This is a genomic window from Pseudomonas gingeri (genome assembly GCF_013386115.1).
Lineage (GTDB): Bacteria > Pseudomonadota > Gammaproteobacteria > Pseudomonadales > Pseudomonadaceae > Aquipseudomonas > Aquipseudomonas gingeri.
In genome coordinates, this window is sequence record NZ_JACAOR010000001.1 from 1,050,270 (window position 1) to 1,071,149 (window position 20,880).

Consider the following 20,880-nt stretch of genomic DNA (forward strand, 5'->3'; position numbering starts at 1 on the left):
CCTTTAACCTGTTCCTGAAGAAGTGAGGGGGATTGTCAGCGGGGACAGGCGACATGAAAATCCGTGATTGATCCATGACCCTTTCCATTCAGGAAAGGGTCATCGGCCACCCGCTATGGCGGCGTGCGCAGGAACTCGAACAGGCGCAGGGCCTCCGGCGCCAGGCCGGCCCGGGACTTCACCCCAAGGTACAAGGTCCGTCGCGACCAGGCATCGCTCAATTCGATCGCGTGCAAACCCGCGCCCAGCAGTTCGGCACGCACCGCGGCCCGGGGCAGGATGCCGATGCCCAACCCGGCCTCGATCATCCGGCAGATGCCGTCGAAGCTGCTGACCTGGATTCGCACGTTGAGCACCCTGCTCGCCCGATGGGCCGCATCGGTAATCCGGCGCAGCAATGAACTGCCCTGGTTCAGCGCTACATAGTCGAAGTCCAGGGTGTCGACGAAGGCGATGCTGTCCAGGCCGGCCAGCGGATGAGCCGAGGGCACCAGCAGCACCAACTGGTCGGTGCGGTAGGCAAAGGTCTCCAGCCCCGGGGACGGGACATTGTCGGCAAACACGCCGATATCGGCCCGGCCGGTTTCCACCGCGTCGATGGTCGCCTCGCTCAGCGCTTCCTCCAGGCTGATTCGCACCTGCCGGTTGTGGGACAGGAACCGGGCCAGGTCCTGGGGCAGGAACTGCACCACCGCGGAGGTGTTGGCCCAGACCTTGATATGCCCGCGAACGCCGACGGCGAAATCGCCGACCTCCACGGCCATGCGGTTGACTCCGTCGAGAATGCTGCGCACATGGACCAGCAATCCGTGCCCCGCCGAGGTCAGCTCCAGCCCCCGGGGCAAACGGGTAAACAACGGGCAGTCGGTGGTGCGCTCCAGTTCGGCGATCCGCTTGCTCAGGGCCGACAGGGTCATGTTGGCGTGTTCGGCCGCCTTGGTCAGGCTGCCGTGCTCGGCGGCCAGCAGGAACACCCGCAGGGACTGCAGGTCGAAATGCGCGGGATTAATCATGCTGCTTCTCCGGGAATTCACGTTTGACCCGCTCGATGTAGCGGGCCACGGCCGGTGCCTTCTCGAAGCGGCGATGGATCAGCGACAACCAGGACGTGGCCTGGCAACCCTCGATGGGCCGATAGACCACATTCGGCAGGTTGATATGGCCGATCACCGATTCCGGCACCACCGCCACACCCTGGCCCAGGGATATTGCGGCGATCACCGCCACCAGCCCGCCGGGCTGCGGCCCCAGCTTCGGCGCGTAACCGCCCTGGGCAGCGACCTGCAGGGTACCGCTGATCTGCTCCGGCAGCACGAAGGTCTCGTTCTGCAGGTGCTCGGCGCCGATATTTTTCAGGCGGCACAACCAGCTGTCGTCGGCCATCGCCAGCACAAAGCCTTCGGTATTCAGACGCACGGCGTCCACGCCCTCGGGCAGGGACATCGGCGAGCGCACGTAACCGATATCGAAACGCCCTTCGGCGATCAGCCCGGGCAATGTCGCCATGGGGGTTTCCCGCACATTGAGGCTGACATCGGTGAAGGCCCGGACAAAGGCCTTGACCTGGCGCTGCAACACCCCGGAATACACCGCCCCGGCGACATAGCCCAGTTCGATATGACCGATCTCGCCGCGCCCGGCCCGCTGGGCGTTGCGCTGCGCGTGCTCGAACTGGCGCACGGTCGCCTCGGCCTCCGGCAGCAGCGCCGCGCCCGCCTCGGTCAGGCTGACCTCGCGCTGCCCCCGCAGGAACAGCCGGGTGCCCAGGGCATTTTCCATGTCCTGGATCTGCCGGCTCAGGGTTGGCGGGGCGATATCCAGCTGTTCTGCCGCGCGGGTGAAATTGCGCTGCTGGGCAACAGCCAGGAAATAACGGAAATGGCGGATTTCCATACGGGCATTAGCTCAAAGGTAATGAAGTACCAGGACTGGCCTAACAAAGCCGGGCCGACCCCGCGTTAAGCTGTCTTACCGTCACAGTAGAGAGCCTTGAGCATGTCCGTCAACTTCCTTGCGCCGTTGCCTTGTACCTGTTCGGGCATACCGTTGGTCGCGGCGGCTGATCCGACGCCCATCGTTGCCCCCGAGGCAATCTTCCGACGGCAACCGGACCGCCGCCTGGTCGGGACAGCCACGACCAGGCTGCCGGCGCAGGTACGCCCATGAGCCGGGTCAGCCCGCGCCGGACGCTGCTGACGGCGTCCGGCGTCTGCTCGCTGATTGTCCTCGACACCAATATCGTCGCCGTCACCCTGCCGAGCATCGCCCGTGACCTGGTGGCGAACTTTGCCGATATCGAGTGGGTGGTCAGCGCCTATATGCTGGCGTTCGCCGCCCTGCTGCTGCCCGCCGGCAGCATCGCCGACCGCTTCGGCCGCAAGAAGACCCTGCTCTGGGGCCTGAGCCTGTTCATTCTCGCCTCCCTCGGCTGCGGCGCCGCGCCCAGCAGCCTGTTCCTCGATATCGCCCGGGCGATCAAGGGCGTCGGTGCCGCGCTGCTGCTGACTTCCGCCCTCGCCTCCATCGGCCACACCTTCCACGATGAAGTCGAGCGGGCCAAGGCCTGGGCCTTCTGGGGCGCCTGCATGGGCGTGGCGATGACCGCCGCGCCGACGGTTGGTGGACTGATCACCCAGTACCTGGGCTGGCGCTGGATCTTCTTTATCAACCTGCCCATCGGCCTGCTGCTGATGGCGATGGTCCGGCATGCGGTACCCGAGTCCCGCGACAGCCAGTCGGCCCGTCTCGACCCCTGGGGCAGCCTGGCCTTCAGCGGCGCGCTGCTGTGCCTGATCTGGGGCCTGATCGAAGCGAACCAGATTGGCTGGAGCCATCCGCTGACCTACGCCCGACTGCTGGGAGGGGTCGCTCTGCTCGGTGTGTTCGTGGTGGTCGAGCGGGTGCAGCAACGCCCCATGGTCGACTTGCAGTTGTTCCGTTATCCGCGCTTTATCGGGGCCTTGCTGGGGATGTTCGCCTACGCCGGCTGCGCCCAGGTGATGATGACGCTGCTGCCGTTCTACCTGCAGAACGGCCTGGGCCTGTCGGCCATCGCCTCTGGCCTGGGCATGCTGCCCTTTGCCCTGACCATGCTGATCTGCCCGCGTATCGGCGTGCGACTGGCCTCGCGCCTGGAGCCCGCGACCGTGATGGCCAGCGGGCTGACCCTGGTCGGCTGCGGCAATCTGCTCAGTGCCTGGGCGGTCAGCAGCGGCGGCTACCTGGCCTTCGGCCTGGCGATTGCCGTGACGGGCGCCGGTGCCGGACTGCTCAATGGCGATACCCAGAAAAACATCATGGCCTGCGTCCCCCGGGAGCGCTCCGGCATGGCCTCGGGCATGAGCACCACCATGCGCTTCAGCGCGATCATGCTGGCCATCGGCGTGTTCGGTGCGTTGCTCGCCGGCCATACCCAGGACCTGCTCCAGGCCAGTCTCGGCGCGCAGGCCGCACCGTGGCGCGATCAGGCCCAGGCCATTGCTTCGCGGGTGGTGGCCGGCGATATGCCGGCGGCGATGGCCGTACTGCCGGAGTCGGCACGCGCCGTGGTGCAGCCACTGGCCCGCCAGGCTTTCGTCGGCGGCTTTGGCACGGTGCTCTGGGTCGCGGGTCTGCTGGCGCTGTTCGGCGCGCTGGTGGTGGGCACATTGATGCGCAATCCGCTCCCCGGAGCGCAACCATTTTCCCTGGCCGGGGAATAACACCGGCGCGCTGAGGGAAAGGCGCGGTTCGACGAGCTACTGCTCGACGCCGCGCCCCTTGGCGTTTACCTGCGGCACATTCAGCGACGCCATCAAGCGCTCGGCGTTTTCCGCGCACGGCATGTCCGCCGGCTTGCTCCTGATACTGTTCACCACCCCGAGCAGTTGCAGCTTGCTCTGGGCCAGACGGGCCTGCATGGCCTCGATCTGAGCGATCTTGCGTTCCAGGCTCTCGATCATTTCCGCATGATCCCAGACTCCCGGTTCGGAAGCCGGCACCAGCGCTCGCAGCTCCTCCAGGCTGAAGCCAGCCTGCTGGGCGCACTGGATGATCGACAAGGTCTGCAACACCTCGGACGGATACTCCCGATAGCCATTGGCCTGGCGATGCACCTTGCGGATCAGGCCCTGGGCTTCATAGAACCTGATCTTCGAGGCCGCCAGGCCACTGCGTTGAGCCAGTTCACCGATCTTCATGGAAATCCTCGTATCGGGGCTTGACATTAAAGTTTACTTTAAGCTTAGCCTGAACTCCCTACTACCCCGGAGTCAAGCATGTCACCCTTCCAAGCATTGCCGCTACCCAACGGCGTACAGATCCCGAATCGCATTGCCAAGGCTGCCATGGAAGAGAACATGGCCGACCTGGACAACGCCCCTTCCTCCCACCTGATGGAACTCTACCGCGCCTGGGCCGATGGCGAGCCCGGCCTGCTGCTGACCGGCAACGTGATGATCGACCGGCGCGCCATGACCGGCCCCGGCGGCGTGGTGCTGGAAGATGAGCGGCATCTGCGCAAGTTCCGCCAGTGGGCTGAGATCGGCCGGGCCAAGGGCGCGCAGTTCTGGATGCAGATCAACCATCCCGGGCGCCAGACCATGGCCAATCTCGGCCAGATCGCCTGGGCTCCCTCGGCGGTTCCGCTGGAGCTGGGTGGATTCTCGAAGATGTTCGCCGAGCCGCGCCCCATGAGTGAAGCGGATATCGAGGACGTCATCGGACGCTTTGCCCGCAGCGCCCGGCTTGCCGAACAGGCGGGTTTTACCGGCGTGCAGATTCATGCGGCCCACGGCTATCTGCTGAGCCAGTTCCTCTCGCCGCTGAGCAATCAACGTACCGATCGCTGGGGCGGCTCCCTGGAAAACCGCGCCCGTTTGCTATTGTCGGTGGTCAAGGCGGTTCGGGCCGAGGTGGCGCCGACCTTCTGTGTGGCGGTCAAGCTCAACTCGGCGGACTTCCAGCGCGGCGGCTTCGATGCCGACGATGCGCGCCAGGTGATCGAATGGCTCAATGAGCTGCCGGTGGACCTGGTCGAACTCTCCGGCGGCAGCTACGAGGCCCCGGCCATGCAAGGCGAAGCCCGGGATGGCCGGACGCTGGCGCGGGAAGCCTACTTCATGGAAATGGCCGGCGAACTGGCGAAGGTGGCGACGATGCCGGTGATGGTCACCGGCGGCATCCGCCGCCTGCCCGTTGTCGAGCAGGTGCTGGACAGCGGCATCGCCATGGCCGGTATCGGTACCGCCCTGGCGCTGGAACCGCACCTGCCCCGGCATTGGCGCGAAGGCCGTGACACCCATCCGCAGTTGCAGCCGATCCGCTGGAAGCAAAAACCACTGGCCTCGCTGGCGAGCATGGCGGTGGTCAAATTCCAGCTCAAGCGCCTGAGCAAGGGCCGCCGCCCGCAGCCCGAGGTTTCGGCGGTGTGGGCTTTGGTGCTGGATCGGTTGTTTATCGGTCGACGGACGAAGCAGTATCGCCGCGAGATGAGCCGATTGAAGGCCGGTGCCTAGCCGACAAAGGAGTAGCGGCGGGCAATGGCGGCGTATTTTTTCAGCAGCCTCATCCGCCGCCCCTCAATCAGTTGAGACGTCTTGAAGTAGATATCCAGGATATTGGCGACCTGCCTGATCTGCAGGCTGCGTCCCTCTTCCTTTCCAAGCAGGTCATGACGCAGCTCCGTCCAGCCAACATCCTCAACCAGTAACGAACACGACCTTTCGAACGTATCCGGGTGGCCTGTAGCCAAGGCAATCTGTGCCATGAGTGCGATGAACCCATTGTCCTCAAATTCCTTCAGGTCAATGCTTTTCAGGCTGACCTTGATCAACCGGTAGATATTCAAGAACCTCAAGGTTCGTCTGGGAGAACCGCCGATATAGGGAGCCAACTGATTGAACAGGTCGATTTCACGATTGTTGATCGACAAGTTCCTGGTAACACGATGCACCGCCTCCTCCCGCGTGCTCCCGGAATCGTTCGCCAGAGGAGGCAGCCCCAAGGAGGAAGGTGTAATGCCTTGCAGGCGATCGCTCAGGAAGAGTCGGCTCGCCGGCTCGTCCATTGGCCTCATCCAGTAGGGTATCTGGAAAATTTTCTCCAGGTAGTCGGTAGCCGACGCGATGTCTTTTCCTGAGTCTCGAACACCGGACATCATTCCCCGATAGTGCTTGAGCAGCGCATTGCTGACCCAGCGCACATCCACGGCGACCATGACGACAAAAATCGGAAATGTCAGCAACAGGTGAACCGCCTGCAGCACATCCACGACCTTCTCTGGCGGGCAGCGATCAAGGTCATCGATGTAAATCACGATCCGCTTGAAAGAGATCTCGTCTGCAGTTCGTGAAGACAAGGAAAGAGGTTTGCGCAGTTTCAGAAGCTCATCCGCTTCAAGCTCATGCCGATAGCGCCACAGGAATCGGCCCATTTCTGCCCTGAAAGCACGCTCCGCAGCCAGGACCGCAGAGGGAGGTTTTTCCCGGCTTCCATCGCTACCGGTGGCGACAGCATTACCTGCAAGTTGGGCGATATTGGACGCCAACTGCTCAAAGTCCTTGCGAATGGTTGCGATCAAGCCAAGGTGCTGCGCATAGCGCCCATCAGCCCGCTCACGAATGAACTGCTTCAGGCGCCCGGCGCCGGTGCCCTCCTGAAAGTCCTGCGTTGCCTGCGCCAGCTTCGCACTGGTTACTTGCACACGGGCCTTGGCCGCTTCCACATCGGCGCTGATCTTGCCAAGGTTCGCTTGCGCCTTCTGCACCTGCGCCACTTCAGCCTTGAGTTTCTTCTCTACGGCAATATCCAGCGCACGCTTGGATCTTTCCAGTTTATCCAGGGAGCCCCTGACCGTTTTCAACAGTTTTGTGGCCAACCCGGTCACGCCTGCCAATCCGAACGCCAGCGCGAAAACGCCCTCGTGCAATCCCTGTAGAAACGGAATGAGCTTCACTGCCGCCGCCGCAACAAAGGGCGTCGCCAATACGATCACTGCGAAAAGTCCGATGAAAAAACCCGATTGCAATTGGTACTTGAAGCCGTCAAACAAGAGGCGAGCCCGTGTAGCTTCGCCCTGCAGTGACGATGAGACCTTTTGGAAGCTTTCAACCTCTCCGGCCAGATGTGCAATACCCAGCTCGCTTACCGCCGCCTTGAATTCAGTCTTGATTTCTTCGATGCCCGGATCAGACTCAGAATCAGACTTCGGATCAGCGAATACAGAGATCACGGCTCCCACATAGAGGTCAGCAGACGTTTTCAATGACGCACGGGCCACCGCCAGTTGCGTCTCGGCCTCACTCAACCGTTGGGAGGCCTTGCGCTGCTCGAGCCGCTGCTCCACCAGTTCTTTCGCGGCCTCCAGCGTCAACGCCCTTGCCGTTGACAAGCCATCGAGGAGTGCATGGGGATCATCGTGATGGTTGGCGCCATACCAACGATCCAGCTCCGTAAAAAGGTGCTCGACCAGGCTGGCCCACAAGTTGGTCTCGGCGTAGTGCCAGGCATTGAAGCGGATCTGCACCACCTCACGGTGAAAGTCCGATGAGCCAGCCTCTGGCGCGCCCTTGACCGGAAGCGTCGCTGAGGTCAGACGCTCGATATGCTCGTACACCAACCTCATGAAAAACGACTTGCCGCTGCCCCAGTCGCCAAACAAGCCGATGGCCAAGGGCGGTGTAAACGCCTTGGCTAACGCCATGCGGGCAAATGCCTTGGCTTCTTCAGCCACTCCCAGACGATCATCCAGACCTGCCGACCAGGGATCATCATTGTGCGTGGTGACGAAGTGAACGGGGGCAAGAGCCGGGTTTTTCTCGACGTTTTCCTTATCCTTGGGGACCGGGTAGGAAAGGCCGCTCAGAACGGTATTTTTAATGACACTGCTGAGTGGAATCAGCTCTTCATTGCCACTCGATCCATCACTGCTGTCCATGCCTGGCGATTCCTTGCTCGATTGCCGGGCAAGGCCCGAAATAAAAATGGCCCTTTAATATCATCCAGTCTTGAACCTGGCAATCATCGAATCCACTTCAACGCCCGGCAAACCGCAACCGCGACAACATCTTCAGGTCCCCGTCCTGGTAATACCCGTCGCTCCAGCTATTGTCCGGCGACAGCGGCTGGACCTGCTTGAGCGCCAGTTTCTTCGCGTAATAGCGAAACCGGTAATGCTCGTAGAAACGCAGGATCTCCAGGCCATAACGGTCCGCCAGGTCGACATCGCCACGTATCACCAGGAAATTCTCGTCATTGCCGTCACTGGCGCCGACGCTGAGGTTGTGGCTGCCGCTGATGATGGTCGGCGAGTCGGTGGTGAAGTCGGTGACGATGGCCTTGGTGTGCACCAGCAGCCGCCCCTTCTGACCGTTGAGCCCTTCCTTGATCCAGCCTTCCAGGCCGGTATTGAGCAGCGCCGTGGCGACAAAGTCATCGGTGCGGTCGGCGTGGATGCCGGAAATACTGCTGGCCGTGTTCTGCAGGCCATAACGCAAGACATCGTCATGGGGCTGGCCGAGCAAGGCATCGAGAATCTGCTGGGGCAAGGCGAAGGCCGTGGCGAACAGCAGGTCCTTGCGCGCCGCGGTGATGATCTGCTCGAATTCCTTCAGGTCGCCCTGGCCGGTGCGCGGGGAAAACCCGGCGAACAAGGGCTGGGCCGGGTCCATTGGGTTGTTCTGGGTAATCCACTTGCGGGTCGCCGCCACATTCGCCGGCGCCGCCCAGATCTGTTCGAAGACCTGGATGTATTCGCCGGCCAGGCGACTGTCGTCGAGTATGTGCACCACGTTGGCCTGGCGGTAGACGCCATTGGCGGTGAAGTTGGTACTGCCGCACAGCACCGCCTCGGGCCGATACTCGCCGGCGGCATCGCGCTGGCTGAGGACGATGAACTTGTCGTGGAAGATATTGCTGGTCACCCGCCCGCGCTTGCCCTCGGCGGGAATCGCCGCCAGGTTCTGTTCGTTCAGGGTGGTGTCGTCGTCACCGACCTTGGCGTGGTACAGCACACGGATCCGCGCGCCGCGCTGTTGGGCGGCGTTGACGGCATCGACAATCGCCTTCAACTGGTACTCGTAGATGGCGATATCCAGCCCCCACTGTGCATCCGTGGCACGGGCGATAAAACCGAGCAGTTCTTCCAGCAGGCCATTCTCCAGCCACAGGCGCGCGGCGTCGGGCCAGGCCTCGATAGGCAGGTCTTTCTGGGTGGTGAGCTGCTTGTCCAGGTCGGGAAACTTGCGTTCGAAACCCTGGCTCGCCGCCACCGCGCGATTGAAGATCACCCGCTGGTTTTTCGGCAGGCCGTTGTCGGTGGTTACCGTGACCGCCAGCGACTCGCCCAGTTGTGGCGCATCGGGCGTGCCGTAGGCCAGGTGCACGCGGTAATTGCAGGTGGTGCCGGGCTCGACGTTGTAGTCGGCCCAGCGGAATTTCTGCAACGGCGCCAGATCGCTGGGGGTGGCGTGGTACTGGGGAAAGGTGTGCTCCTTGCCGGGAAAGGTCAGGCTGTTGAAGAGAAACAACCAGGGCTTGGTCCCCACCTGGCGCTCGATGGCAAAACCCAACAGGCCAGCCCGCTTCGACTCCGCCAGGTCCATTGCCAGCAGCACCCCGCTGGTGCCGGCATACGCCTTGACCCGGAAATCGTCCTGGGCGTTGGTTTGCAGTACGCGCATGAATCACATCCTTGAGCCGTTTGCTGTGGCCATCGAGCGTAGCGAATTTTCATAGCGCCAGGCAGTTCACACGCCTATTTCTTCCATGAAATCTTCCATGAAACGCTGCAGACGCTCATGCCTGATCGCCGCCAAGCGTGCCCCCGTGGCGGTCTGGAAACCCGAGGCCAGGTGCAGCAGCTTGGTCTGGAAATGATCGAGGCTGAAGCGTTGATCGTCATACCCACGGTGTTGCGCCAGCGGATCCGCCGGATCGTACAGGCTGAGCCCAAGGCGCCCGCCGACATGGAAACAGCGCGCCACGCCGATCATGCCAAGCGCGTCCAGTCGGTCGGCATCCTGCAGGATCCGGGCTTCGAGGGTGGTCGGGGCGATCGCCGCCGAGAAGCTGTGGGCTTCGATGGCATGGGCGGTGGCGGCTATCTTCGGTTCCGGCCAGTCCAGTTGCGTCAACAGGGTCGAGGCTTTTTCCGCCGACAGGCGCGAAGCACGGGCCCGCAGCGGCGAGTCTTTCTCCACCGCCACGCAATCGTGCAACAGCGTCGCGGCGATCAGGATGTCCAGGTCCCCGCCTTCCTCGCGCTGGATCGCACAGACGTTTTTCCATACCCGATGGATATGCGACAGGTCATGGGAACCGTCCCCCTGGACCACGGGCAACAGTTCCAGCAAGCGCCCGGCCAAGGAGTGGCAGGGAGCAAAACACACGGCAGTCATTCACGGGCCTCGAAGTGGCAACGACACAGGAGCCGGACTCTACCTTGATCGACGACCAGCGGCGAGTTACCGTCTGCTGCCACCCGGCAACCCCGATCAATCCTGCGTCACCCAAACCCGAGGACAGGCCATGGAATCCCCCTTGCACCCCAGTGTGGGCCCGGCCCTCAGTTTCAACGGCGGCTTTGTCGACACCCTGGGCTTCCTCGCCCTGCAGGGCCTGTTTACCGCCCATGTCACCGGCAACTTCGTGACCCTGGGGGTGAGTATCGTCCATGGCACTTCCGGCGCCTTGCCCAAGTTGATCGCCCTGCCGGTGTTCGTCCTGGTGGTGGGACTGACCCACCTGGCCGCCGTGGCGATCCATCGGCGCGGATGGGTACCGCTGCGCCTGTTGCTGATCGCCCACACCCTGATGCTTGCGGCCTTTGCCCTGCTGGCGATTGTCTGGGGGCCGTTTACCGATGGCGACAGCGCCACGGCGCTGGTCACCGGCATGACCGGGGTCACCGCCATGGCGATCCAGAACGCCATTTCCCGCCAACATATGAAAGGCACGCCACCGACCACATTGATGACCGGCAATGTCACCCAGTTCGCCGTCGATGTATTCGCCCTGTGGACCGAGCATGATGACGCCCAGCGGCTCGTCATCAAGCAACGCCTCAAGCCGATCTGCACCACCCTGCTGGGTTTTGCCCTCGGCTGTATCGGTGCGGCCCTGCTCTACCTGGCCTGTGGCTTGTGGGCACTGATACTGCCGGTACTGGTCGCCACCGGCGTCTGCCTGCGGGTTTACCGCAGCGACCGGCGCCAGCCCCAGGCGTAACGGCTGCAAAGGTCCTTTCAACGCATCGAAAGGACCTGATTCCCCTCTCTCTCCCAGCCTTTTTTCGTCCATCGACGGACAGGTGACCCGCCGCCTCGAAACCCCGATGATGGCAAACTGGCATTCCGCCAAAACTCGACGATACTAGGTCGCGACCGGAAAACGCGGTCCCTCTCCTTCCCGAAATGGAGTTCGTCATGAAGTCGCAAGAACTGGAACTGGACGTTGCCGTGATCGGCGGCGGAGTGTCAGGCACCTACAGCGCCTGGCGTCTGCAACAGACCCATGGCGATACGCAGGACATTGCCCTGTTCGAATACAGCGACCGCATCGGCGGCCGGCTCTTCAGCATCAATCTACCGGGCCTGCCGAACGTGGTCGCCGAGGTCGGCGGCATGCGTTACATCCCCGGCAAGGACGGCCACGTACTGGTGGACAACCTGGTCAAGCACCTCAAGCTGCCAAGCCAGGACTTCCCCATGGGCGCGCCCAAGCCGGTGTATTCGAAGAACAACCTGTTCTACCTGCGGGGCAAGCGTTTCCGTTACCGCGACTTCGTCGAGGCGCCGGAAAAAATCCCCTATGACCTGGCCTGGTCGGAGCGCGGCTTCTGCCCCGAGGACCTGCAGGTCAAGGTGATGAACTACGTCTATCCCGGTTTCGACAAGCTCAGCCTGTGCCAGCAGATGCAGGTCAAGGTGTTCGGCAAGGAGATCTGGAAGTACGGCTTCTGGGACCTGCTGTACCGGGTGATGAGCAACGAGGGCTACCAGTTCATGAAGGACGCCGGCGGCTATGACGCCAACGTCGCCAACGCCAGCGCCGTGACCCAGTTGCCGGCCACCGAATACAGCGACACCACCGAGTTCCTGACCCTGACCAAGGGTTTCCAGAGCCTGCCGCTGACCCTCGCTGCCAAGTTCGCCAAACTGCCGGGCAAGCTGCCGGGCCAGCAGCGGGTGCAGATGAACCAGCGCCTGGCCAGTATCCTCTACGCCAAGGACGCCGAATTCCCCTATCGCCTGCATTTCCAGAACACCGTCAGCGTCGACGGTGCCACTCGCGACAGCAGCGGCGGCCAGGTGGTCAAGGCGAAGAAAATCATCCTCGCCATGCCGCGCCGCGCACTGGAGTTGATCGACTCGCCGTTCTTCAGCGACCCGTGGCTCAAGGAAAACCTCGGCTCGGTGCTGGTGCAATCGGCCTTCAAGCTGTTCCTGGCCTACGAACAACCCTGGTGGCGCGCCCTCGGCCTGGTGGCCGGGCGTTCGGTCACCGACCTGCCGGTGCGGCAGATCTATTACATGGGCACCGAGTGCGAGCAGAAAGGCGGCGAACACACGCTCAACTCGCTGCTGATGGCCTCCTACAACGACATCGGGACCGTACCGTTCTGGAAAGGCCTGGAGGATGGCGCCCCCTTTGTCGGCTTCACTCCGGCCAGCCTGGCCGGCAAGCTCAAGGCCGAACCCGTGGTGCCCAGGACCCAGTTCCCGGTCAGCGACGAAATGGTCCGCGTCGCGCAGATGCAGGTGACCCAGGTCCACGACCAGGTCGAGCTGCCGCGGCCCTATTCGGCGGTCTACCACGCCTGGGACAGCGATCCGTATGGCGGCGGCTGGCACGAGTGGAAGGCCAACTACCGGATCGACCGGATCATCTGCCGCATGCGCCACCCGGTGGAACAACAGCAGATCTATATCGTCGGCGAAGCCTATTCCATTGGCCAGGGCTGGGTCGAAGGCGCGGTCACCGTGGCCGAATCGACGCTGCAGGATTTCTTCGGTCTCAAGCGTCCGGCCTGGCTGCCCAAGGACTATGCCCTGCTGCCGGTGCCGACACCCGATGGCTGCAACCTCGACCCGGACCATCGTCCGCCCTGCAAGGATTGCGCGAAGACGCTCAATGACGTGACCGAGTTCGCGTACAAGGGGATCGATCATGGAAAAGACTGATGATTTCAGCGTCGCCGACTACCTGCTGGCCCGCCTCAAGGAACTGGGGGTGGACAAGGTCTTCCAGGTGCCGGGCGACTATGTCTCGAAGTTCATGGATGCCCTGGAGCGCGATCCGGATATCCACCCCGTGGGCGAAATCAATGAAATGAGCGCCGCCTATGCCGCCGATGGCTATGCCCGCTACACGGGGATTGGCGCAGTTTCGCTGCAGTATGGCGTCGGCACGTTCAGTGCCGTGAACGCCATTGCCGGCGCCTATGTGGAACGCAACCCGGTGGTGGTGATCAGCGCCAGCCCCAATGCGAAGAATCGCCAGCGGATCTGGTCCGAGGATGTCCTGTTCCATCACTCCACCGGTGATCTCGAGGTGGGGCGCAAGGTCTTTGAAAACATCACCGTCGCCTGCGAGTTGCTCAGTGACAGAAAGACCGCCCCGGCCCTGATCGACAAGGCCCTGGTCGCCGCCATCAGCGAGCGGCGGCCGGTCTACCTGGAAGCCTGGCAGGATGTCTGGGGCGGCTGTTGCGAGCGCCCGGTCGGCAGCCTGCTGCCGCTACCGACGCGGTGCAACGAGACGTCCCTGAAAGCCGCCGTGGAAACCTCGGTGGAACGCCTGAGGGCAGCCGGCAAACCGATCATCATGCTCGGCATCGAGATCGCTCGCTTCGGTCTGCAGCAACAGGCCCTGCACCTGATCGAAGCCAGCGGCCTGCCGTTTACCACGTCGCTGGAAGCCAAGACCGTTCTCGACGAAAGCCATCCGCAATTTATCGGCACCTATGCCGGCACGGCGTCACTGCCGCAGACCCAGGCCCTGATGGAGCAGACCGACTGCATCCTCGCCCTGGGGGTGATTTTCACCGACGACTACCTGCAACTGCTGGACAACAAGTTCGACAAGATCACGCTGGTCAATACCCAATTGGCCCGTACCGGCTTGCAGTACTACCCCCATGTGCCGCTGCCCCAGTACCTGACGGCCCTGACCCGGGCCCTGGGCCTGGATGACGAGTTCCCGCAACCACCCGTGCTCCGTGAGCCCGTGCCGTCCTTGTTGAAAGCCGCCCACGGCGACGACCCGCTGCTGGGCTACACGCGCTTTCTCGAAACCCTGGACGGCTTCGCCCGTGCCCATGGCTGGTGGAAAAACGGCAGCCTGATCCTCGGCGAGAGTTCGTCGCTCTATGCCGCCAGCAACCTGATGGACATGCCCCGGGACAGCTTTGTCGCCGATGCGATCTGGGGCTCCCTCGGCCATGAGACCGGTTGTGCGCTGGGCGTGGCCATGGGCAGCGGCCGCCGGCCGTTCGTTGTGGCCGGTGACGGCGGCTTCATGATGATGTGCCAGTCGCTCTCGACCCTGGTGCGCAACCGGGTGAATGCCGTGGTGTTTGTCATGAGCAACGAGGTCTATGCCATCGAGCAGGCATTCGTGGATATCGATGCGTTCAAGGAGGACGGAGAGTTCGCTCCGTTCGATATCCTGCCGACCTGGGACTACCTGGCGCTGGCCAAGGGATTCGGCGCCGAGGGCCATCGGGTCTCGACCCAGGGCGAGCTGGACGAGTTGTTGCCGAAGCTGCTCGACAACCGCAAGACCGTGCTGGTACAGGTGGTCATTCCACAGAAGGACCTGGCGCCGCAGATTGCCCGTCTGGCCGGTTAGACAGTGTCCACCTTGCGGGCCCTTTCGCGGGCAAGCCCGCTCCCACAGTGTCCGAGCCCGTATAACCGGGCACTGGTGGGAACTGGCTTGCCAGCGAAGAAGCCGGCAACCCTCTGCATACACAACTGACACCCCGTTCGGAGTAATTGCTGCATGGACGTCCGCAACCTGATCCACCCGCCACTGATGGCCCTGCTCCTGCTGGCCGGCACGGCCCAGGCCCACACCCTGGGTCATGAGGCCCCCGCAGAACCGAAAAGCTTCATCCCGGCGACGCCGGACGAACCCTACCTCGATGTGCTGCACGAGTGTGTCAGCGAGCAGGACACCGCCAAGGATCACCTGCTCTCGGGCCTGGGCGGCACCCGTTATCCGTTGGTCAGCTTCAAGGACGCCGACCAGGTCGAGGCGTTCTACAGCCAGGGCATTGCCTTGCAATATGGTTTCAACTTTTCCGAAGCCATTCGGGCCTTCTACCAGGCCAGTCGCTTCGACGAAGGCGCGGCGATGCCCTACTGGGGGATCGCCTTGTCGGCCAACTCCAATATCAACAGCGATGCCACCACCGGCTGCGATCGCCTGGCCTATCGCTCGGCGCAGATCGCCCGGGACAACGCCAGGGCCCGCCTCAAGGACCCGGCCGGCAAAGAGCGTTTCAGCGACCGGCAATTGCAGCGCGAGGTCGACTACGCCGATGCCTTCCTGACCCTGTACACGGCCAGGGACGGCAAGGTATTCCTGAGCAAGGAAGGCAACCAGCGCTATGCCGACGCCATGAAAAACCTGTCGCAGACCTATTTCGACGATCTCGACGCCGCCACGCTGTATGCCGACGCCCTGCTCAACCTCACCCCGTGGAAATGGTGGCAAGGCGCCGAAGCGATCTCCGATGAAGTGCGTCCCACTCCCGCGGCCTACGAGGCCTTGCAGGTGCTCAACCGGGTACTGGTGCAGGACCAGTTCCATACCGGCGCCAACCACTTCTATATCCATGCCATAGAAGAGTCGCCCTTCCCCACCAGCGGCCTGCCCATGGCCGACCGCTTCCGCGACCAGAACCCGGCGATCGGCCACCTGGTGCACATGGCCTCGCACATCTACCAGCGCACCGGCAACAATGCCCTGGCCAGCGTCGCCAACTACACCGCGGTCTCGGTGGACCGTGCCTACACCCACCAGGTCAACCCGCAGAGCCCCTACCCGCTGCATTACCTGGGGCACAACATCCACTTCCTGGTCTGGACCCTGTCCATCGAAGGCCGGCAGAACGAAGCCATGAACATGGCCGAGGAACTGGTGGAAAACACCACCCGCTACGCGGCGCTGGATTTCCTCTGCAAACAGTATCCCGATGAGATCCGCGTCAAGTCCGACTACTTCTATGCGGTGCCCTATTACTTCGCCGTGCGCTTCCAGGACTGGGACACGCTGCAGCGTATCGAGCCGAAGATCAAGGCCGGCCTGCAGACCATCAACGACACCTGTACCGCGGCCAACAAGGACAGCAAGACGTCCTGGAAAGCCTTGACCAATCCCTACACCCAGGCCATGGCCGCCTATGCCGAAGCCTATCGGCAAGTGGCGAAGCCGGGGCTCGACACCGCCGCCGCGCGCGACGCGCTCAAGGGTTACTGGCAGGCGGTCAATGCCAGCCTCAAGGACACCCCGGACTTGAACTACGGCAGCAACAAGGCCATCGAGCTGTTTCGCATTGCCGACCTGATCCTTCTGAACAAGGCCCAGGACAGCAGCCAGGGCAAGCTGGACCTGATGGCGCTCAAGGAGGCCGCCGTGCAAGTGTTCACCAAGGATTCGCCACAGGCGCTGCTCACCGACCTCAAGGCCCTGCAGGGGGACAACAAGGCCCAGGTGATCGACGCCTGGCGCAAGGCCGTCGAGATCCAGGACAACCTCAGCTACAACGAGCCACCGGACTGGTACTACACCCTGCGTGAATCCCTCGGCTACGCATTGCTCGACCAGGGCCAGTATGCCGACGCGGAGCGGGTGTTCCGCGAGGACCTGGCGGGCAATCGTCTCAGCGGTCGTTCGCTCAATGGCTTGAAACTCAGCCTGGAGAAGCAGCCGGGGAAAAGCGTTCCGCCCCTGCTGAATGAACAACTGCAGACCGCCTGGCGCAACGCGACCATCAGTGCCGCGCCCTACTGACTATTTGCGCTTGTAGCTTTTACTGCCACCGGGCGTCAGGCAATAGACCCCACCCCGGGGCCCGGTGCAGTAACTGCCGCTGCCACACTGGCAACCCTCGGCGCCCTGCAGCAAGCCCTGCGGGCGCGCCGGCCGGGCGTCCTCGCGGATACCCAGCACCGCCGAGCAGTTCTTCTTCGAGCCACTGATCGAGCCGTCATTGCACAGGAAGGTCTCGCCATCGCACCCGGCGATCCCGCCCTTGCTGCCGGAACAGGGTGTATTGGCGGCCAGCACGGCGCTGCTGCCCAGCAGCAGCGCTACCAGGGTCAGGTGACGCAGTCGGGAAAACATTCGGGAACGAGAAGGACAGTTCATGGCGGCGCATCCGTGCAATAGATGGCCTTACGATATCATCTCTGCTTCAACGCTCGCGCCCTCAACGCATCGATCTCGGCCAGAAAAGGCCAGCGCCAGTGTGGAGGTCGATTTCTCAGGAAACGCTCCAGCAGCATCCAGACCATGACGAACGCCATCAAGACCAGATGCCCTTGTTCCATCAACATCGGCAGCAGCATCAACGCCCAGCACGAACTCACACACCAGACACCACTGACAACTCCGAACCTCAGGCAGTCCGTGACGAAACCAAAACCGAAGGCCGAAATGCGGGGTTGATGATGGCAACGATTCAGGCTGTGCTGCTTGACGGGAGAGGCCTGCCATAACAGGCAGATCGACAAACCAAGCAGAAAAACGCCTGAGGGCTCGATACCCAGCAGCACCCGCACGCTCACCACCAGGCTCAACAGCCCCACCCCCGCCAGGACCCAGACGCTGCCGAAACCGATCACGAACAGGCCCAGCGCCTGCCAGCGCTTTCTCGACAGACTGGTCCGCCATAGATACTCCAGCGGATGCACCATCAACAAGGGCATCATCGCCACCAGCATCAGGCTCCAGCCGCCCAGCAGTTGCCCTGGCGGGTTGAACAGCAGCGCCTGTTCAATACCTTGCCAGCTTGCTGCATAACCCAGGGTAGGCCAGGTCCCGCAGAACGCCGGGACCGAAAGCCTCTGTACGCCCCCCACCAGCCAGCCCCAACCGGCCAGGCTGATCACTATCAGCCACGGCCGGCTGCCCCGGGTCAGGAAAAGCAGCAGATACCGTCCCATGCTCAATCGCCTTGACGGTAGAGACTCACTCGACCGATCGTGATCTTGTCGTCGGGACCGACAGGCGTGACGGGCACAAAACGTACATTCAGCTTGCTCAGGTCCTGGATTCCGCCGAGATGCAGGGCATCCACCACTTCAGTGATATCCAATACCTGGCTGACACCATTGCCAGCATGGTGACCATCGGCCTGGCTGGCCTGCTCGACACCGAAGAGCGAGATCGTCCCGACATGCAACTCCGGATGCTCGTCGGGAACGGCCTCCGGAGCGAGATTGACGTAGACCTCAAACAGCGCCGAATCCTTGTTGCCGCGGATATGCTCCAGGTTCAGGAACACCCGATCCGGCAACGTCGGAACCGCCAGGGAAAAATTCGCGACCGATCTCAGGCTGTTCAGCACTTTCTGCGAGCCTGGTTTGTCCAGGTGCACGGAGGTGTCGACGCTGCCGCCCGAGAGGTTGAGCACCGAGGAATTGGCACCGATCAGTTCGACATCGGTATCACGGGTCATCAGCACCTCCGGGATCGGCGCTGCGATTATGGCTCCAAGATTCAACAGACGGCGCTGGAGCAGGGGGTGTTTATCCTGCGGCGCGGTCGTGTCTTCATAGGTGTAGTCCAACTTGGGCACACGTGTATCCAATACATCGCGCACTTTGTATTTCCAGGGCGCGGCACCACCGGCCTGCGGCATGATGAACGGTGGTCCGGCATCCAGGGGACCGTCCACCCAGTCCGGATTCGGGGGGTTGTGATTACCGCCATAGGCTTTGAGCCAGACCTCCCAGAGACGATCGATATTGGCGTGGTGCAACCAGAAAATCGGGTCCAGCGCCGCGGTATTGGGATTGCTCATCAAACCACTGGTTTTGCCTGAACTGCCGCCCACGACACCGTGGACGTTGTTATGGGGCTCGGACTCGAGCAGTCCGTTGGCGACGCCATGCTGGATAAAGAGCGATTCCGGCCCACCAAAACCGGGAGGAACGCCGGTTTCAGAGCCGGCAAAGGTGTGATCGCGCAGTGCTTTCAGCCGGATGTACTGCGCAGGGATGACAATCGGGGTCTTGTTCAACCCATAACGACGCTCGACATACAACGGGTTATGCGCACCGTCCGGCCAGTTCTGCTGTGCAAAGCACTTCGGCAACTCCTGTGCCTGGGTACTGCCGTTGTAGTTCCAGTAAGGTAGCGACCAGCCTGGCGGGCCTCCGAGATCGACGATAGTGGCGCGCACGATCTGCTCGAACGCACCGAGGTACCCTCGGTGCCAGGGAAAGAAGTACCAGTTCTGATGCTGGCACTGGTTCCAGTAGAGCTTCTGCTGCGCTGGCGGCGGAAACGGCGTCTGCGCGGTTACATAACCGGCATTTTCCCAGAGCGGCCGGGTAATGCCATGTATCGCCGCCAGGAACAGCCAGCTGGCAGGATCGGTGATCGGTTTTTTACGCAGTGCTTCAACCGCACGGGCATACCACAACAAGGTGTCGTTCCAGCCCGGCTCCAGCTTCCATACATCGCGACGTACATGTGCCATGATCGATCTCCCTGAACCTCCATCGGGCCGGGGACTGGCTGGCCCGAGAGCAACAGTAGATCAGGTGATGTCAATCTGCCTTGAGCGCGCCCATGAACCAGACCGGCGGTCCCCGCGGCACATCAGGCGCCCGACGACCTCAGCCCGGCATGCACTGGAAGTCGCCGGTGTCCGCCACTTCCTTGCCATGGGAATCCATCAGCCGTGCGCTGACTTCCTGGCCCAGGCTTGATTCCACCAGTCTGTAGTGCTCACCGGCCTTGAACTGGTCATAGGACACCTGCCCCGAGCAGTCTTCCTGGTTGGCGTCGCCCGTGGGGATTTCCACCAGCATCACATCGAGCTTGTGCGCCCCCGGGCTCACCTCGAAAAAGCGCCCGTCATCGATCGACTTGCCATCGACCTTTTCCGCCAGCAGATCATTCGGTGTCTCCTGCTGCAGCCCGATCCAGGCCTGGTTCGGATCGGCCTTGGGCATGGGGCCGGCACAGGCCGACAGGAGAAAAGCCAGACCCAGGGTTGGCAGCAACATCAGGGGTTTGAGTGTCATGACGCATTACCTCGAATGGAAAATTCGTTGCTCAGATACAGGAGAAGAGATGGGACTCGGCCACTTGCTTGCCGTGGTCATTCATCAGCACCGCGCCGACATCGGTGCCCGAGCCCGACTCCACCAGGTGGTACTGCCGACCCGCCTTGAACTGGTCGTACACCACATGCCCGGAACACTCGGGCTGGTCGTCGTCACCGTTGGCGCCCTGGATCAGGGTCACTTCCAGGTTGTGCTTGCCCGGTGTCACTTCGAAGTAGCGGCCATCATCCACACGCTTGCCATCCACACGCTCGGCCAGCAAGTCGTCGCTGGACTCGCCCTGCAGGCCGATCCAGGCCTGGCTCGGGTCGGCCTTGGGAACGGGACCGGCGCAGGCGGACAGCAGGCAAACCAGGCCGAGGGTCGGGATCAGCATCAGCGGCTTAAGTGTCATCGTATGAATTCCTCTCACATTGATCTGTTGTTTTCGTGGACGGACCGGCCGTCGAATCGAGGTCAAGAGTGGCGAGGCAGAGCGTTTTGAACAAGTGAATAGAGATGAAGGGAATTTCAGTCCTTATCTAAAAGATCCTTCATGTTGGTGAAAGCCAAACGTTAAGTTCCAGCGGCAAGACTGCCGGGGTCTGCAATTCCA

Annotated in this window: 17 protein-coding genes; 6 read left to right on the forward strand and 11 right to left on the reverse strand. The window is 62.4% G+C overall.

The window, feature by feature from the left end:
* Positions 1–113: 113 nt before the first annotated feature.
* Positions 114–1,013, reverse strand: coding sequence for a LysR family transcriptional regulator (locus HX881_RS04505; protein ID WP_177083076.1), 900 nt, complete (start codon positions 1,011–1,013; stop codon positions 114–116).
* Positions 1,006–1,893 (reverse strand): LysR family transcriptional regulator, encoded by an 888-nt coding sequence (locus HX881_RS04510; RefSeq protein ID WP_177083078.1) that lies wholly within the window; start codon positions 1,891–1,893, stop codon positions 1,006–1,008. Before HX881_RS04510 ends, HX881_RS04505 begins: the two co-directional genes overlap by 8 nt.
* A gap of 269 nt (positions 1,894–2,162) precedes the next feature.
* Here HX881_RS04510 and HX881_RS04515 point away from each other — a divergent pair, with 269 nt between their 5' ends.
* Positions 2,163–3,701, forward strand: coding sequence for an MFS transporter (locus HX881_RS04515; protein WP_177083080.1), 1,539 nt, complete (start codon positions 2,163–2,165; stop codon positions 3,699–3,701).
* A gap of 36 nt (positions 3,702–3,737) precedes the next feature.
* Here the strand turns inward: HX881_RS04515 and HX881_RS04520 are convergent, their stop codons facing one another.
* On the reverse strand, positions 3,738–4,178 hold the full coding sequence (locus tag HX881_RS04520; protein WP_017126052.1) for a MerR family transcriptional regulator: 441 nt from the start codon (positions 4,176–4,178) through the stop codon (positions 3,738–3,740).
* A gap of 78 nt (positions 4,179–4,256) precedes the next feature.
* Here HX881_RS04520 and HX881_RS04525 point away from each other — a divergent pair, with 78 nt between their 5' ends.
* On the forward strand, positions 4,257–5,495 hold the full coding sequence (locus HX881_RS04525) for an NADH:flavin oxidoreductase/NADH oxidase family protein (RefSeq protein ID WP_177083081.1): 1,239 nt from the start codon (positions 4,257–4,259) through the stop codon (positions 5,493–5,495).
* Here the strand turns inward: HX881_RS04525 and HX881_RS04530 are convergent.
* The 3 genes from HX881_RS04530 to HX881_RS04540 form a co-directional block, all read right to left on the reverse strand.
* Positions 5,492–7,915 carry a P-loop NTPase fold protein gene (locus HX881_RS04530; RefSeq protein WP_177083083.1) on the reverse strand — a complete coding sequence of 808 codons (2,424 nt, stop codon included), beginning with the start codon at positions 7,913–7,915 and terminating at the stop codon, positions 5,492–5,494. The two genes, HX881_RS04525 and HX881_RS04530, sit on opposite strands and share 4 nt — an antisense overlap.
* Before the next feature lie 97 nt (positions 7,916–8,012).
* Positions 8,013–9,659: a phospholipase D-like domain-containing protein gene (locus HX881_RS04535; protein ID WP_177083085.1), complete on the reverse strand. Its 1,647-nt coding sequence runs from the start codon at positions 9,657–9,659 to the stop codon at positions 8,013–8,015.
* A gap of 66 nt (positions 9,660–9,725) precedes the next feature.
* Positions 9,726–10,376 (reverse strand): HD domain-containing protein, encoded by a 651-nt coding sequence (locus HX881_RS04540; protein ID WP_177083087.1) that lies wholly within the window; start codon positions 10,374–10,376, stop codon positions 9,726–9,728.
* A 130-nt stretch (positions 10,377–10,506) separates the two neighbouring features.
* Between HX881_RS04540 and HX881_RS04545 the strand changes: the two genes are divergently transcribed.
* From HX881_RS04545 to HX881_RS04560, 4 genes are all read left to right on the forward strand, one after another.
* Positions 10,507–11,205, forward strand: a complete 699-nt coding sequence (locus HX881_RS04545; protein ID WP_177083089.1) for a YoaK family protein — start codon at positions 10,507–10,509, stop codon at positions 11,203–11,205.
* A 197-nt stretch (positions 11,206–11,402) separates the two neighbouring features.
* Positions 11,403–13,160 carry a flavin monoamine oxidase family protein gene (locus tag HX881_RS04550; protein WP_017126058.1) on the forward strand — a complete coding sequence of 586 codons (1,758 nt, stop codon included), beginning with the start codon at positions 11,403–11,405 and terminating at the stop codon, positions 13,158–13,160.
* Positions 13,147–14,829, forward strand: coding sequence for an alpha-keto acid decarboxylase family protein (locus HX881_RS04555; RefSeq protein WP_177083091.1), 1,683 nt, complete (start codon positions 13,147–13,149; stop codon positions 14,827–14,829). Before HX881_RS04550 ends, HX881_RS04555 begins: the two co-directional genes overlap by 14 nt.
* A gap of 153 nt (positions 14,830–14,982) precedes the next feature.
* Positions 14,983–16,998 carry a hypothetical protein gene (locus HX881_RS04560; protein ID WP_017126061.1) on the forward strand — a complete coding sequence of 672 codons (2,016 nt, stop codon included), beginning with the start codon at positions 14,983–14,985 and terminating at the stop codon, positions 16,996–16,998.
* On the opposite strand, the gene HX881_RS04565 is transcribed toward HX881_RS04560, so the two are convergent.
* The 5 genes from HX881_RS04565 to HX881_RS04585 form a co-directional block, all read right to left on the reverse strand.
* Positions 16,999–17,331, reverse strand: coding sequence for a YdcA family protein (locus HX881_RS04565; RefSeq protein WP_103032978.1), 333 nt, complete (start codon positions 17,329–17,331; stop codon positions 16,999–17,001). It abuts the gene before it with no gap.
* A 59-nt stretch (positions 17,332–17,390) separates the two neighbouring features.
* Positions 17,391–18,098, reverse strand: coding sequence for a copper chaperone (locus tag HX881_RS04570; RefSeq protein ID WP_177083093.1), 708 nt, complete (start codon positions 18,096–18,098; stop codon positions 17,391–17,393).
* A 56-nt stretch (positions 18,099–18,154) separates the two neighbouring features.
* Complete coding sequence (locus HX881_RS04575) at positions 18,155–19,639, reverse strand: tyrosinase family protein (protein ID WP_158683231.1); 1,485 nt, start codon at positions 19,637–19,639, stop codon at positions 18,155–18,157.
* Positions 19,640–19,832: 193 nt separating this feature from the next.
* Positions 19,833–20,243 carry a PA0061/PA0062 family lipoprotein gene (locus HX881_RS04580; RefSeq protein ID WP_177083095.1) on the reverse strand — a complete coding sequence of 137 codons (411 nt, stop codon included), beginning with the start codon at positions 20,241–20,243 and terminating at the stop codon, positions 19,833–19,835.
* A gap of 31 nt (positions 20,244–20,274) precedes the next feature.
* Complete coding sequence (locus tag HX881_RS04585) at positions 20,275–20,679, reverse strand: PA0061/PA0062 family lipoprotein (protein WP_017126066.1); 405 nt, start codon at positions 20,677–20,679, stop codon at positions 20,275–20,277.
* Positions 20,680–20,880: the final 201 nt, after the last annotated feature.